Raw genomic sequence first — 15,194 nt, 5'->3', positions numbered from 1 at the left:
CCCTTGTGGATGAGCAGCCAGTCGCCTGGGTGGAGGGTCGGGAGCATCGAGTCTCCCGTTACCTCCACCGTGCGGAGCTTGCGGGCGGCCGTCAGGGCCAGTGCCGCGGCGGCCAGGGAGCAGAGGGCCGGCGTCCGGATCCGCATGGTCCTCCTTGTTCGTCCGCATACTTCGGCGGGTGGCGGTCATGAACTCTGCTGGAGAGGTTCCGGGCCGCGTGCGGTCCGGGTCTTAGGCCGAAATACCGAGTGCCCTGGCCGGACGGGCCCGCGGGCACAAGAGTAATGTCGGTGACCTGAGCATGATCCGTAACGAGGGAAGGGATTCGCAGGTGTTGCTCAAGCTTCTGCGTCCGAAGACCACCGTGTCTGCGCACTGCGACCTGCCGTGCGGCGTCTACGACCCGGCGCAGGCCCGGATCGAGGCCGAGTCGGTCAAGGCGATCGCCGAGAAGTACGCGGCCAACGAGGACCCGGAGTTCCGGGCTCGGGCGATCCTGATCAAGGAGCAGCGCTCCGAGCTGGTCAAGCACCACCTGTGGGTGCTCTGGACCGACTACTTCAAGCCGCCGCACTTCGAGAAGTACCCGCAGCTTCACCAGCTGTTCAACGAGGCGACCAAGCTCGCCGGCGCCGCCGGCACCAAGGGCAGCATGGACGTCAAGGTCGCCGACGAGCTGCTGGGCAAGATCTCCGAGATCGACACGATCTTCTGGGAGACCAAGAAGGGCTGACCAGCCCGAACTCCTGAGGCCCAGCTCGTCGCGAAGACGGGCTGGGCCTTTGCGGTGTCAGGAGCGGGCGGCCTTGGTGAGGGCGTCGCCGGTCAGGCGGTAGGTCGTCCACTCGGCTTGGGGGCGGGCGCCCAGGGACTCGTAGAAGCCGATCGCGGGTTCGTTCCAGTTGAGGACGGCCCACTCGACTCGTTCGTAGCCTTCGGCGTCGGCTACGCGGGTCAGTTCGGTGAGGAGCTTCTTGCCGTAGCCGTGGCCTCGGTACTCCGGCTCTACGAACAGGTCTTCCAGGTAGATGCCGTGGGTGCCGTTCCAGGTGGAGAACGTCAGGAACCACAGGGCGAACCCGACGACCTGGTTGTCGTGCTCGGCCACGTGGGCGAAGACCTTGGGGTCGTCGCCGAAGAGGCGGTCGGCCAGTTGGGCCTCGGTGGCCTTCACCTCGTGCAGGGCGCGTTCGTAGTCGGCCAGTTCGCGGATCAGGCGCAGGATGGCCGGGACGTCGTCAGGGGTCGCGTAGCGGATCACAGGTGGCAGGTTAATCGAGCGGCGCCAGTGGGACGGTCGGGTCGGCCCAGCGGTCGTTGGGGACGATCGGGTACCAGCCCGGACGGCCCGGGTCGCGGTCGTAGGGGTAGCCGCCCAGTTCCTTGTACAGCTCGGCGTACTCGGCGACCTTGTCACGGTCCAAGCGGACACCCAGGCCAGGACCGGACGGAACCGGGATCCGTCCCTCGTTGTACTGCATCAGGCCGCCCTCGATCACGTCGTCCGCCAGGTGGTGATAGTGCGCGTCGGCGGCGTAGGTGAGGTTGGGCAGGACGGCGCCGAGGTGCAGCATGGTCGCTAGTTGGATGCCTAGTTCGCCCGAGGAGTGGACGGCAACGCCGATCTGGAAGGTCTCGCAGACCCCGGCGGCCTTCACGCAGGCTCGGATGCCGCCCCAGAAGGTGGTGTCCAAGAGGACGACGTCGGCACTGCGGCGCAGCACGTTTGCTGCCAGTTGCTCGAAGTTCACTACGACGGTGTTGGTGGCCAATGGGATGTTGACGCGTTCACGGACCAGGCGGAGTCCTTCGAGGCCCAGGACCGGGTCTTCCAGGTAGTCGTTGGGGAGGTCCTCGATGGCCTTCCCGAAGCGCAGGCCCTCCTCCAGAGACAAGACGGAGTTCGGGTCGTAGCGGAAACGGTCGTCCGGGAACGCCTCGGCGAGGGCCTTGTAGCACTCCAGTTCATGGCCCGGCGGGAACACGCCGCCCTTGAGCTTGTGGACGCTGAAGCCGTGCTGGGCCTTGAGGGCGCGAGCGTGCTCGACGAGTTGCGAGGGCGTCCGGACCTCCGTCGAACCGCCGGCGCCCGGGTAGCGGTAGAAGAGGTAGGACGCGAACGGGACGGAGTCGCGGATGCGGCCGCCGAGCAGGTCGTGCACCGGGACGCCGAGGTGCTGGCCGACGAGGTCCAGGCAGGCGAACTCGATGGCGGCGAGCATCTGGGTGCGGTTGTTGTAGAGGCTCGCCGTCGGGTTGGCGATCTTGAAGCGGAGCGCCTCCAGCTCGAACGGGTCGTGGCCCTCCAGGTGGGGGGCGAGGGCCTCGAAGGCGGCCTCGGCGCTCTGCCCGCCGCCGCCCATCTCGCCGAGCCCGATGAGGCCGTTGTCGGCCTCGACCTCGACGATCGTCCGGACGAAGCGGCCCCAGTGGGCGCCGTTGCTGTGCAGGAGCGGCGCCTCCAGCGGCACGGTGACCGTGGTCGCGCGGATTCCTGTGATCTTCATGTGTCCCCGATCCGTTCTCTAGCGCCGAACGGTGACGGTCGCGACGCCGCACGCGGGCAGCCGTACCGTCATCGTGCCGTCCCGGACGGGCAGTTCCGCCGGGTCACGCTCCAGTCCGCCGCTCAGCAGGGCGCTCACGGCGCCGGGCACGTGCAGGCTCGTCTCCACGGCGCCGGTCGCGAGGGACTGGAGCCGGACGGCCAGGCCGTCGCCGTCGCGGGCGCGTCCCACCGAGGTGACCAGCACGTCCGGGTCGTCCACGTGCAGGAACTCCCCGGACTCGGCCGCCGCCGCGTCGCCGGTGGCGAGGGTGGCGACGAACGGGTCGGTGATGCCCGCGGCCGTGCGGGCGCCGAGGCGGCGGCCCGAGCCGGCCTCGCCGGACGCGAACGCGTAGCGGAAGGTGGTCTCGCCCTGCTGCTGGGACGGGAAGTTGGTGTCCCAGATGTTGTTCAGCGCCCACGAGTAGACGGTGCCGTCCTCGTTGTCGAGGGTCGGCGGGAATGGCGCGTACGGCATGTGGATGGAGCCGAACTGGACGAGCGGCGCCTCCAGCGTCGCCCACGCGACGGTCAGCTCCGGGTCCTCGAACGCGACCCAGTGCCGGATCGGGCGCATGTGCTCGGCCGACCCCGGGACGCTCGGGACATGGGTTCCGCCGACGCCGCCGGTCAGCTCCCAGGCGGCGGGCGGCCCGTCCACGGCGAACGGGAACGCGAAGAACACCGCCTCCTTGGCGGCGGTCGGCTGCTTGCCGAGCTGGTAGCGGACGTCCACGCGCGGCACGCCCGCGTACAGGTCGATGGTCGTACGCAGCCAGTCGACGCCCTTGCCGTGCAGTTCGACGACCAGGCGCTCGCCGGCCGGGGTGCGCTCGCACTCGGTGACGGTCGCGTGGGTGGCGACGGCCCGGTCGCCGAGCATCGTCTTGTCGTGGACGAGCATGTGCCCGGACATGTGGTTGAAGTGCGGCGCGGTCGCGTACCGGTCGTAGATGTACTGCCCGAACCCGGCGATGGCTCCCGCGTTCACCAGTTCGCGCCCTGCGGCCTTGTCGAAGACCGAGGCGATGTGGCCTTCCTTGAGGTCGTAGGTGACGCGGTAGAACTCGTTCTCGATCGTCCCGTCGAAGCCGAGGTCGACCGGCTCCGGGGTCTCGGACGAGGCACGGACGACGTCCACGCGCACGTGCCCGTGGCCGGGGACGTCCGGCAGCACCGCCTCCAGGTGGCGGCCGATGGGACGGGTGGGCCACTCTTCCGGGTCGACCTCCTCCTCGCGGTGCGGGACGGGTTCGCCGGTGCGGGCGTCCACGAGCGTGATCGGGACGTCCGCGGCGACGACGTCGCGGGGCAGGAAGGCGCGGGCCACGTCGGTGCGGGCGGCCGTGCCGGGGTTGACGACGAGGAACGAGGCCAGCGCGGAAGGCGACGGGCCGAAGGTCGCGCCGAGCCGCCGCGCGCCCGCCTGGAGCAGGTCGAGCGCGTCGTCGTGGGCCTGGTAGCCGACCTGCGACTTGCGGGTCCACTGGAGGCCGCCGGAGTCGCCGCCCTCCTCCCCGTCCTCCCACGGGTTGGCGGCGCCCCAGGTGTGCTCGTCGAACAGCGCGGCCCGGTCGTAGGCCTCGTCGATGGCCCTGCTGGCTGAACGGGACGCGCCGGTCCGGTCGCCGCTGCGCTCGTCGGCGAGGGCGTGCAGCGTCTCCGCCGACCGCAGGACGTTCTGCGCCCGCCGGACGTAGCCGAGCGGGCGGGCGCCGGAGCCGAGGCCGTCGGCCCACCAGTCCGTCCAGTCGCCCTCGTGGGTCTGGAGCCGGTCGCCGTGGTGCTCCTCGACGTAGTCGAAGAAGTCGGCGTTGGTCGCCATCCGCAGCCGCGGGTACGCCCAGGTCTCGTTCCAGCGGTGCGCGATCTCGGCGGGGACGATCGACGGGCCGGCGTTGTCGGCGTGGGCGCCCTGCACGCGCAGGTGGACGGCGTCCAGGAAGTCGGGGTCCTTGGCGGCGCCGACCTGGCCGGGCGCGGCGTACCAGCCGAACGTGCCGGGCCCGTACGGGTAGGGGCGGTCGGCGAGGGAGCCGAGGTAGCGGGGCAGCAGGTCCTCGGCGAGGTCGTAGCCGTCGACGAGGCCGACGGTGTTGCCCTCCATGTAGGCCATGCCGTGCGGGGTGTCGGTGAACCAGACGATCAGCTCGCCGCCGCCGGGCGACCGCCACCGGAACGGGCGGGCGAGCTTGTCGCCGCCCGTGATGTAGGGGACGGACCGTCCGGCCCAGTTGTGCGCGGCGGCGAGGTAGCGGACGCCGGCCGCGTTCAGGGCGTCCACCGTCCCGGCGACCGCGCCCGGGATGTCGGTGTGCATCGCCGAGCGGACCTCGATGCCGTACCGCTGCCGCAGGTGCTCGACGAAGCGGAGCTGCCGGTACAGCTCCTCGGTCGAGCACGCCTCCGTGTGCAGCTGCATCGGGAACGCGGTCACCTCGATGTTCCCCGCGCGGACCCGCTCGGTGAACTCGGCGACCTGGTCGTCGGGGCGGGTGGACAGCCAGCGCAGCGCCGGCATCGACGACTCCACCGACCAGCGGAAGCGGGCGTCGTCGGGGCGTCCGTCGGTCTCCCGCGCGAGCCGGAGCGCCGCGTCGAGGTAGTCGAGGTGGTGCCGCAGGACGGTGCCCTGCGTGTCGGTGTAGCCGATGTCGAGGTGCGAGTGGTGGACGACGAAGACGTTCCACTTGCGCTGCGGCGTGATGTCGAGCGGCGCGGCGCCGACGAGGCCGTCCGCGTCCCGGACCTCCAGGGTGACGCGGCGCGGGCCGTCCACCTCGTGGACGAGGAGGGTCACGGTCCCCTGCGCCCCGGTCGCGGACGCCAGTTCGGCGTCGCCGTCCTTGAGGGCCACGTCCACGGGCCCGCCGCCGGACAGCGTCAGGCGGACGGCCTGGCGCAGCGTGCCGTCCTCGCCCCGCTTGAACAGCGGGAGCACGGCGGCGCGGACGGACAGCCCGCGCACCGCGAGCACCTCGGCGGACGTGTCCTGGCGCAGCGCGTCGCGGATCCCGTCATAGTCGGGCGAACCAAGGCTCGCCTGAAGCAGCCGACTCGTCATCGTTATGCGTCAATCTCTCTCTGCGGGGCGGTCTATCAGAACTGGGCCAGGGTGAGGCCGCGGGTGAACAGGCGTTGCGTCGCGAGGAACAGGACGACGGTCGGCAGGGAGACCACCAGGCCGGCGGCCAGCGCGATCGGGACGGGCGTCCCGGCGTACACGTCGGTGGTCAGCGCGGACAGCTCCGCCCACACCGGCCGGACGGTCTGCGACTGCGAGAGGGTCAAGCCGAACAGCAGGTCGTTCCAGACGAAGGTGAACTCCAGGATGAACACGGCGGCGAGGGCCGCCGCGGACAGCGGCAGGTAGATCCGCCAGAAGATGCGGAACGTGGACGCGCCGTCCAGCCGCGCCGCCTCGAAGATCGACACGGCGACGTTGCCGAAGAAGTTGCGCATCACGAGGGCGGCCAGCGGCACGTTGATCGCCGAGTAGATGATGATCAGCCCGACGTGGTTGTCGTAGAGCGTCACCTTGCTGTAGCCGACGAACAGCGGCACGAGCAGCATCTGGAAGGGCACGACCGTCCCGGCGAAGATGGTGACGAACCAGGCGAAGCCGTGCTTGAGCCGCAGCACCACGATCGCGTACCCGGCGAGCGCGCCCATCAGGACGGCCAGCGCGGGCGAGACGACGCTGTACAGCAGGGTGCTGAGCAGCGTGTCGCCGATGGCGGTGCGGTCCCACGCCTCGGCGATGTTGTCGAACAGGCCGATCGAGGACGGCGGCTTCACCGCGTCCGACGGGTCGTAGTCGCCCGCCGGCCGGACCGCGTTCGCGATGATCAGGTACGTGGGGAACAGCCACGCGAGGCCGAACACCACCAGGACGGCGCGGCGCACGTTCGTGCTCAGCGAGCGGCTCATCGGGGCTCCTCCCTGCCTACCTGACGGCGCAGATACACGTACGAGGCCAGGCCGGTGATGGTGGTGAGCAGCACCGCGACCGCGGACCCGTAGCCGTACTCGTTGGCGACGAACACGTCCCGGTACATGGTCACGGCGAGGGTCTCGGACGAGCGTCCGGGCCCGCCCTGCGTCATCACCCAGACGATGTCGAAGTTCTTCAGCCCGGCGACGAGCGCGAGGCCGAACACGACGGTGGTGATCGGGCGCATCAGCGGCCAGATGACGTGCCGGAACATCGACCATCCGGACGCGCCGTCGATGCGGGCCGCCTCGATCGGCGCCCGCGGGATCGACTGGAGGCCGACGACGAACAGCAGCATGTTGACGCCGAGCTGCTGCCACGCCCACACGATGATCATCGCGATGGTGTTGCCGGGGCCGTCCTGCAGAAAGGCGGTGTCGGCGCCCGGCATCCCGAACAGGGACAGGATCTGGTTCGCCATGCCGTCCGGCTGCAGGATGAAGCCCCAGATCACGCCGAGGCCGGCGCCGGACATCGCGTACGGCAGCAGGAACGGCAGCCGGAACCACGAGCCGCCCTTGAGGTCGTAGGACAGGACGGCGACGAGCAGCCCGAGCCCGACCGGCAGGACGACGGTCCCGACGACCCACAGCAGCGTGTTGCGGATGGATGTGAGGAGCGCGTCGTCCTCAAGGAGCCGCCGGTAGTTGTCCAGGCCGGTGAACTCGGGCGACGCGAGCCCGTCGTAGCTCGTGAAGCTCAGGTACGCCGTCCACAGGAACGGCAGGTAGAGCAGGACGGCGACGAACAGCACCGCCGGCGAGATGTACACGTGCCGGAACCGTCCGTGCAAGGCGAAGCCGGCCCGGCCGCCGCGCGCGTGGCGGCGGCCGTTGCCCTGGGGTGGCACCACCGTCAGCTTCGGACGGGAGGCAGTGGCCTTGTGCGAGGTCATTGAGGGGTCAGCTTCCGGCCTTGTGCGTCTTCCAGTAGTCCTCGTTCACCTTCTGGATGCTCTTGAGGACGTCCATGTAGGTCTCCGGCTTGTTGAGGAACTTGTCGAACCCGCTGAGCGCCTCGGTGAGGACGGGCGACGGCGCGGCCTCGAAGTAGCGCAGGACGAGCCGGTTGCCGTCCGACGCGGCCTGCTCGGTGACCTTGGTCAGCTCGGGGTCGGCGTTCTTCACCTTCGGGTTGCCGGACACGTCGCCGCGCGCGTTCGCCCACTTCTCCTGCGCGGCGGGGGTGATCCACCACTTGAGGTACTTGGTGCTGGCGGCGGCGTCGGGGGCCTTGCGCAGCGAGCACAGCGGGCCGCTCTCGAAGACCAGCGACCGCTTCGGCAGCGCCGGGTTCGTGTTCGGGACGAAGAAGAACCCGTAGTCCTTGCCCTGCTTGAGGCCGCGCTGGGTCATGCTCGTGTTGAACCACGTCCCGTTGATGACCATGGCGGCCTCGCCGGACTTGAAGTGGTCGGCGGGGTCGGCCTTGTCGCCGGGCTTGCTGAACCAGCCCTTGTCGATCATCGACTTCCAGCGCTCCATGACCTGGACGACGCCGGGGTCGGTGTAGGACGCCTGGCCCTTGGACAGCCGCTCGTACAGGTCGGGGTCGGTGCCGGCGAGGAGCTGCTCGAACCAGGCGAACGAGAACAGCGAGGTCGGGGTGGTCTGGTTGAAGGGCACCTGGCCCTTCGACTTCAGCGTCTGCGCGGTCTTCTCCAGCTCGGCCCAGGTCGTGGGCGGCTTGAGGTCGTACTTCGCGAAGATCTTCTTGTTGTAGAACATGCCCCAGTACGCGGTGTTCAGCGGGACGCAGTACTGCTTGCCGCCGACCGTGTAGTACTTCTTCAGGTCCTCGGTGAGGTCGCCGCTGCCGATGGCGTCCTGCCAGATCTTCGTGGTCTCCGCGACCTGGTTCTGCTTGACGATCTCCTCGAGCCGCCCGCCGGTCGACCAGGTGAACAGGTCGGGCTTGACGTTGGTGCGGAACGAGGTCTTGATGAACGCCGTGTAGGTCGGCTCGTCGGTGTAGCCGACGGGCGTCATGTCCAGCCCGGTCTGCTGCTTGCCGAGTGCGCCCATCTGCTCGAAGTAGGGCTTCCAGGCGCCCTTGTCGTTGTAGAGCTTCAGCTCGGACTTGCTCCCGCCGGAGTCGCCGGACCCGCAGCCGGCGGCGAGCAGCACCGCGCCCGCGGTAAGCGCGGTCACCCGCAGTCTCGTGGACACCATGGGGGCCTCCTTCATCGGGCGCCGATGCCCGATCGGGGTGGTAGAAGGTCGGTTTCTGGGATGGGTGAACCCGCCGCGCGGCGCTCGGCCTGACGGCTGGGGGGACGGACCGCTCAGCCGAGCCGCTGCTCGATCACATGTCTGATGTCGGTGAGGTGGGACCGCATGAGGGACTCGGCGTCCCGCTCCGCGCCGGCCTCGATGGCGGCGAGGATCGCGGTGTGCTCCTCGAAGTCGCGGACCCGGTCGTCGAAGATCCGCTGTATGGCGCGCTGCTCGGACGCGTGCACCGACAGCAGCGAGTCGATGACCTCGCAGAGCACCGAGTTGCCCGCGAGGCCGGCGACCTCGCTGTGGAAGGTCATGTTGGCCTTGTGGAGCCTGACCTCCGCCTCCTGCGGGTCCGGGGCGTCCGGGGCGACGCCGCCGAGATCCGCGCCCGCCTGGTCGAGGATGGCGCGGAGCAGTTCGATGTCGGCGGGCTCGGACAGCCGGGCGGCCCGCCCGGCCAGCGGCGGCTCGATCAAGAGCCGCGCGTCGAGCAGCTGGAGCAGCCGGTCGGCCTCCAGCTCGCGGACGTTGGGGTTCGGGATGACGACGCGCTCCAGGTCGGCGCCCACGTAGATGCCGGAGCCGTGCCGGAGCTGGATCGCCCCGGTCGCCTCCAGCCGGCGCAGCGCCTCGCGCAGCGTCGGCGTGGTCACCGCGAAGCGCCGCGACAGCTCGCGCGCGGACGGCAGCCGGTCGCCGGGGCGCAGGCCGTCCGACCTGATCAGCTCCAGCATGCCCTCCGTGAGCGCGTCCGACAGGCTGGGCCGGGCCACATCCTGTGCCATCGCCACCTCGTTCCGCAAAAGAAGTAAAGTCATCTAATCACTTAGCGATTGGGCTGTCCAGCCTCCTCCGCGAGACATCGCCGCAGGACGGCGCGCTCTTCGGCGAACGCGAGGCGGCCCAGCCGTGCCGCCATGATGCCGTCGAAACCGTGGCAGGCGCCCGGCACATGGTGAAGCTCGGTGGGCACACCCGAGACGATCAGCCGGTGCGCGTAGCCGAAGCCCTCGTCGCGCAGCGGGTCGCACTCGGCGACCAGCACGTAGGCGGGCGGCAGCCCTGCCAGGTCCCCCGCCCGCGCGGGCGCCGCATAGGCGGGGACGTCGGCACCCACATTCGCGGCGCCCAGGTAGTGGCGCCACATGTGCTCGGCGTCGGTGCGGTTGAACAGCGGCGGCTCGGTGAACGTCCGCATCGACGGGGTGTCCATGCGGTCGTCCAGGACGGGGTAGAGCAGCATCTGGAACACCAGCGGCGGGCCGCCCTCGTCCCGCGCGCGCTGTGCCACGGCCGCGGCCAGCGCGCCGCCCGCGCTGCCGCCGCCCACCGCGACCCGCTCCGGATCGCCGCCGAACTCGCGCGCGTGCGCGTGCGCCCAGACGGTCGCGGCGTAGCAGTCCTCGAATCCGGCGGGGAACGGGTGCTCGGGCGCGAGCCGGTAGTCGACCGACACGACCGCTATCCCGTCCTCGCCTGCGAACGTCAGGCACCGGTCGTGCTCGTTCTCCAGGTCGCCGGTCACGAACCCGCCGCCGTGGAAGTAGACGAGCACGGGCGCCGGACGCGCTTCGGGCCGCGGCCGGTAGATGCGCACGGGGACGTCCGGCGCACCGGGCGGGCCCGGGATCGTCCGGTCCTCGACGTCGGCGGACACGGCCGCCGGCTCCTCCAGCGCGGCGACGAGATCGCGCATCGACGCGCGGGCCCTGACCGGGTCTTCCAGCCCGACGTACGGCATGCCGGCGAGCAAGCCGGCAAGTTCAGCGTCCAGGGCCATGGGCGGCACCTCCTGGTTGTGGACGCGCCCCCGGGCGGGAGGTCACCCGGGGGCGCGTGGGGAGCGGAACCGCCGTGGACGGAACGGCGATGCCGCGGCTTCGGGCCTTCCGGTCAGCCGGAGACGGGGAGGTCGATGTAGCGGGAGCGGTAGATGCTCACGTCGCGGTAGTTGTCGTTCGTTGGGCCCTTGGTGGCGTCCAGGGTGTTCACGTTGTAGGAGATCACCAAGGTGCCGCTGGACGAGAGCGACGCGTGCTGGTGGGCGTTGTAGGTCCAGACGTCCGGGTCGCCGTAGGAGCCGAGCTCGCCGGTCTCCGGCGTGCTGTAGACGGTCTGCTCACCGGTGAACGGGCCGGCCGGCGAGCACGACAGCAGCACGTCGATCTCGGCGCCGTAGGGGATGCTGGAGTCCTGGTTGACCATGATGTAGTGCGAGCCGCGCCTGGTGACGCCGAACTCGTTGGACACGCCGCTCATCAGCCGCGCCGAGTCCGTCTCCTTCGCCGACCAGCCGCCGGCCGTCCGGTACTGCCACGTCCCGCGCAGGTCGGTGCCGTCCACCCGGGCGATGTGCAGGTACTTGGTGTTCTTCTTCGTCTCGGGGTCGGTGTAGTCCTCGGACCCGTAGATGTAGGTGTCGCCGCCGTCCCGCAGCAGCGCCGACCCCCACTGGACGCCCGACGCCGACGGCATCGCCTTCACCTGCGCCGGCGTGGACAGGTTTCCGGCGGAGAAGCGGGCGAGGACGTTGTCCTTGAACGTCATGTCCCAGCCGGTGCCGTTATCGGGGTCCGGGTCGTAGTACTCGCGGTAGAGCTGCTGGACCTCCGAGCCGCTCTGGGTGAGGTCGCCCGCCCAGTACCAGTGGTCGGCCTGCGAAGGCGGCATGACCGCCTTCGGGTCGGCGGCCGTCCCGCCGTGGACGGTGGTGAACTTTCCGTCCGTCCCCTGGACGACGAACGAGTTGTTGATGAACGGCGTCGTACCGCCGTCCTGGATGACGACCGGGCGGGACCCGTCGGAGTTCACCTTGCCGAGGAAGGTGTCGGAGTAGCCGTAGACGATGCGCCCGTCGGAGAGCTTCAGCGAGTACGTCGAGTCGGCGCCGGTCCAGTCGTCCAGGAGGGCGTTGCTGTTGCCGTAGGACGTGAACTTGCCGTTCAGCGCCGTCTTCTGCGCGGCCGTGCCGAACGCCGGCGGTGCGTGCCCGGAACAGGTGGGCCCGGCGGCGGCCTGGCCGTGCGTACCGGCGGACGCCGGGACGGCCGCCAGCCCGGCGCCGAGGAACAGCGCGGACGCGAGGGCGGCGGCGCGCGTCCGCCGCCGGGCGGGCGATGAGGGACGGGACTCCTGCATGGAAACCTCCGCGAGCACACCGTGGACCAGGGACGGATGGGGTGCGGTCCACACGAGGCTCGTGCGCCCACATCATGAGTCATCAAATCATTTAGTGTCTAGATCTTTTGCGATCCAGGTCTCAGATTTCCGGCAGCGCGGCCGGGTTGCGGGCCAGCAGGCCGCCGTCCACCCGGTGCTCGGCGCCGGTCACGAACGACGACCGCGGCCCGGCGAGGAACGCCACGACCTCCGCGACCTCCGCCGCGGCCGCGACCCGGCCGAGCGGATGGGCCCTCCCCCACTCGGCGACCTGCGCGTCCTGCGGTGTCTCACCCCGGAACAGGTCGGCGGCCCAGCGCAGCATCGGGGTGTCCACCGAGCCGGGGCAGACGACGTTCGCGCGGATGCCGTCGGCGGCATGGTCGAGCGCCATCGCCCTGGTCAGCGCGTTGATCGCGGCCTTGCTCGCGCTGTAGGCGGCGACCCGGTCCTGGGACACGAACGCCTGCACCGACGACATCGTGACGATCGTCCCGCCGCCGCGGCGGCGCAGTTCCGGCACGGCGGCGCGGCAGGCGAGGAAGACGCCCTTGACGTTGACGCCGAGCACCTCGTCCCACAGCTCCTCGGACGTCTCCTCGACCGTCCCGTACCGCTGGACGCCCGCGCACGTCGCCACCACGTCGACGCCCCCGTGCCGGGACACGGCGGTCGCGACCAGGCCGTCCATCTGCGCGGCGTCGGTCACGTCGGCGTCCACGCCGGTGACGTCCAGGCCGTCCGCGCGCAGTTCGTCCTCCGCCCGCCGGACGCCGTCGATGCCGCAGAACACCACGGCGGCGCCGTCGCGCGCGAGCCGCTCCACCACGGCCCGGCCGATCCCCAGCGACCCGCCGGTCACGACGGCGACCTTGCCTTCGAACTCCGTCATTGCTCCCCTCCGATGACGCCCGCGCGCAGCCACAGGCTCCGCGTGGCGTGCGGTTCCAGCGTGAGCGCGGTGCCGTTGGCGACCGCCGACGCCAGGCCGTCCGTCGGGTATCCGGCGAACGGCTCCAGGCCCATCACGTAGGCGCGGCCCCACCACGGATGGCCGGTGGTCGCCCCGAGCTCCTGCCACAGCCACAGGTGCGGCAGGACGGCCACGTCCCAGCGCACCCGCATCCCGAGGCCGCCGTCCGGATCGACGACCTCGTAGCGGCCCTCGTCCAGGCCGGTGAGGTAGACGATCTCACTCGGCGCACCGTACTCGGGGACGACGCCGAGATCGACGACCCCGCCGCCGTCGGCCGGAACATCCGGCCACACGTGCGGCCCTCCTGCCCGGACACGCCGGCCGTCCGGGGCGATCGCCGTCTCGTGCGGGACGACACGGGCGCCGTCCGGCAGCCTGATCCGGTGCCCGGGCTTCAGGAACGGCGCACCGAACACGATGTGGTGCCCCCACATCGCGTCCAGCGCCACCCCGGACTCGTTCGCCAGCTCCTCCTCGACGGACAGCTCGGCCTCGCCCGACCGGAGCCGCAGCGTCTTGGTCACCCGCAGCGGCATCCGCCTCGCCCGGACGGTCAGCCGGACCGCGACCTCCCCCGCGTCGTCGGCCACGATCTCGGCGTCCCACGGCAGCCCGGCCACCTCGCCGTGCTGCGCGAACGCGGCGCCCCGATACGTGCTGGGCGCGCCGCCGTTGGGCAGTACCTCCTGCCAGCCGCCCTCGTAGGAGTCGAGGAAGGCGGCCGTGTCGTCGGACGCGCCGCCCGCGACATCGCGCGGGTTTCGGAGGCCGCCGGGCGACAGCCACACGAAGTCCATGTCGCGCGGCTTGTAGCAGAACTCGGCGATGTCGCCGCCCTTGCCCGCGAGGACGGTCACCCGCAGCAGCTCGTTCTCCAGCACCAGGGCGTCCAGGCCCGCCCAGGTGATCTCGTGGACGCGAGCGCCCCAGTTGCGGGACGGCCGCCCCATCAGCGCCAGGTCTCCGCGCCGCCGAAGGCGAAGTGCTCGCCGGCCACGTACCGGGGACGCGGCTGGTACTCGTTCACCCCCGCCTCGCCGCGCAGCAGCAGCGCGGACGGGAACGGCAGCGGCTCCTCGGTGATCCTGGTCGACGTCGGGATGTACCGGATGGTCAGCCCGCAGCGCCGGTGCGGCGAGTCGTTGGCCTCGCTCCCGTGCATGATGTTCGGGTGGTGGACCTCGACGTCGCCCGGTTCGAGGACGAGGTCCACGGCGCGCGACTCGTCCACGCCCACCGCGCTCTCGACGCCGAACACGGCCCCCGCGTCCTCGCGTTCGCGCACCTCGTGCAGGTCGTCCTTGTGGCTGCCGGGGATGACGCGCAGGCAGCCGTTCTCCGGCGTCGAGCGGTCGATGGCGAGCCACAGCGTGACGACGCGCATCGGGTCGAGCGGCCAGAACGCGCCGTCCTGATGCCAGAGGACGGCCTTGCCGGTGTAGGGCGGCTTGGAGATGTAGGCGGACGCGAACAGCGCGATGTCGGGGCCGACGAACCGCTCGGCGACGTCGAGCAGCCGGTCGTCGGAGACGAGCCGCACCCAGAACGGGTCCTTGGCGACCAGATCGGTGGAGAGGTCCTCGCCGGTCCGGTCGGGGTACCGCCGCTGCAGCCAGCGGACGTGCTCGTCCGCCTCCGCGATCAGCGCCTCGTCCAGGACGTTCCGGAAGACCGCGTAGCCGTCCTCGTCGTAGCCTCGCATCAGATCATCGGCCATGGGCGTCCCTTCGGCGGCGCGAGCGTGACACCCCGAAGTCTTAGTCATCAGATCACTTGTTGTCTAGATGTATTGTCGCGTCCATGCGCACCCTGGACAGCCTGGCCGACCGTCCCGCCCGGATCGCCCTGATCGGCGAGTGCATGATCGAACTGAGCCACGTCACCCCGGACCGGCTCGCCCTCGGCTACGCCGGGGACGCCTTCAACGTCGCCGCCTACCTGGCCCGCGGCGCCGCCCCCGGCACCGACGTCCAGTTCGTCTCCCTCATCGGCGACGACCCGTACAGCGCGCGCATGCGAGAGACCTGGACCGCGCACGGCGTCGGCTCCGACCACACCCGCGCCGTCCGTGGCGGGCAGGCCGGCCTCTACCTGATCCGCACCGACGACGACGGCGAGCGGACCTTCCATTACTACCGCTCCCACTCCGCGGCCCGCGGCCTCTTCGGCCATGACCACCCAGACGAGATCGACGACGCCATAGCGAGCCACGACCTCGTCTACCTCTCCGGCATCACCCTGTCGATCCTGCCGCCCGCCGCCCGCGAGCGCCTCCTGGCCGTCCTGGACGAGACC

General features: G+C 70.7%; 14 protein-coding genes. 2 read left to right on the top strand and 12 right to left on the bottom strand.

Annotation, left to right across the window (positions count from 1 at the left end):
- The first annotated feature begins 331 nt into the window (after positions 1–331).
- A complete protein-coding gene (gene sodN, locus E1293_RS33910; protein ID WP_207939249.1) occupies positions 332–733 on the top strand; it encodes a superoxide dismutase, Ni in 402 nt (133 codons plus the stop codon).
- Positions 734–790: 57 nt separating this feature from the next.
- Here sodN and E1293_RS33905 read toward each other — a convergent pair whose 3' ends face one another.
- The 12 genes from E1293_RS33905 to E1293_RS33850 all read right to left on the bottom strand — a co-directional run bounded on the left by E1293_RS33905 (position 791) and on the right by E1293_RS33850 (position 14,616).
- Entirely contained in the window at positions 791–1,261 is a 471-nt protein-coding gene (locus tag E1293_RS33905; protein ID WP_132201936.1) for a GNAT family N-acetyltransferase, read from the bottom strand.
- Between the two features lie 10 nt (positions 1,262–1,271).
- Positions 1,272–2,507: an enolase C-terminal domain-like protein gene (locus E1293_RS33900; RefSeq protein WP_132201934.1), complete on the bottom strand. Its 1,236-nt coding sequence runs from the start codon at positions 2,505–2,507 to the stop codon at positions 1,272–1,274.
- 18 nt (positions 2,508–2,525) lie between these two features.
- The gene (locus E1293_RS33895) at positions 2,526–5,612 is read right to left on the bottom strand and encodes a glycoside hydrolase family 38 N-terminal domain-containing protein (protein ID WP_132201932.1); all 3,087 of its coding nucleotides are present in this window, start codon (positions 5,610–5,612) and stop codon (positions 2,526–2,528) included.
- Positions 5,613–5,647: 35 nt separating this feature from the next.
- Complete coding sequence (locus E1293_RS33890) at positions 5,648–6,478, bottom strand: carbohydrate ABC transporter permease (protein WP_132201930.1); 831 nt, start codon at positions 6,476–6,478, stop codon at positions 5,648–5,650.
- Positions 6,475–7,437, bottom strand: coding sequence for a carbohydrate ABC transporter permease (locus E1293_RS33885; protein WP_132201928.1), 963 nt, complete (start codon positions 7,435–7,437; stop codon positions 6,475–6,477). Before E1293_RS33885 ends, E1293_RS33890 begins: the two co-directional genes overlap by 4 nt.
- A gap of 7 nt (positions 7,438–7,444) precedes the next feature.
- Positions 7,445–8,713 (bottom strand): ABC transporter substrate-binding protein, encoded by a 1,269-nt coding sequence (locus tag E1293_RS33880; RefSeq protein WP_132201926.1) that lies wholly within the window; start codon positions 8,711–8,713, stop codon positions 7,445–7,447.
- Between the two features lie 113 nt (positions 8,714–8,826).
- Positions 8,827–9,549, bottom strand: a complete 723-nt coding sequence (locus E1293_RS33875) for a FadR/GntR family transcriptional regulator (protein ID WP_132201924.1) — start codon at positions 9,547–9,549, stop codon at positions 8,827–8,829.
- Positions 9,550–9,590: 41 nt separating this feature from the next.
- A complete protein-coding gene (locus E1293_RS33870; protein ID WP_132201922.1) occupies positions 9,591–10,544 on the bottom strand; it encodes an alpha/beta hydrolase in 954 nt (317 codons plus the stop codon).
- A 113-nt stretch (positions 10,545–10,657) separates the two neighbouring features.
- Positions 10,658–11,902, bottom strand: a complete 1,245-nt coding sequence (locus E1293_RS33865; protein WP_132201920.1) for a DUF5005 domain-containing protein — start codon at positions 11,900–11,902, stop codon at positions 10,658–10,660.
- Between the two features lie 121 nt (positions 11,903–12,023).
- Positions 12,024–12,815: an SDR family NAD(P)-dependent oxidoreductase gene (locus tag E1293_RS33860; RefSeq protein WP_132201918.1), complete on the bottom strand. Its 792-nt coding sequence runs from the start codon at positions 12,813–12,815 to the stop codon at positions 12,024–12,026.
- On the bottom strand, positions 12,812–13,849 hold the full coding sequence (locus tag E1293_RS33855) for a DUF4432 family protein (RefSeq protein ID WP_132201916.1): 1,038 nt from the start codon (positions 13,847–13,849) through the stop codon (positions 12,812–12,814). The genes E1293_RS33860 and E1293_RS33855 overlap by 4 nt, the downstream gene beginning before the upstream one ends.
- On the bottom strand, positions 13,849–14,616 hold the full coding sequence (locus E1293_RS33850) for a phytanoyl-CoA dioxygenase family protein (RefSeq protein ID WP_132201914.1): 768 nt from the start codon (positions 14,614–14,616) through the stop codon (positions 13,849–13,851). The genes E1293_RS33855 and E1293_RS33850 overlap by 1 nt, the downstream gene beginning before the upstream one ends.
- Positions 14,617–14,699: 83 nt before the next feature.
- On the opposite strand from E1293_RS33850, the gene E1293_RS33845 reads away from it, so the two are divergent.
- A partial coding sequence (locus E1293_RS33845; protein ID WP_243716920.1) for a PfkB family carbohydrate kinase occupies positions 14,700–15,194 on the top strand: 495 nt, incomplete at its 3' end.

It is taken from the genome of Actinomadura darangshiensis, assembly GCF_004349235.1.
Taxonomy (GTDB): domain Bacteria; phylum Actinomycetota; class Actinomycetes; order Streptosporangiales; family Streptosporangiaceae; genus Spirillospora; species Spirillospora darangshiensis.
This window is presented reverse-complemented; position numbering and strand designations above follow the sequence as displayed.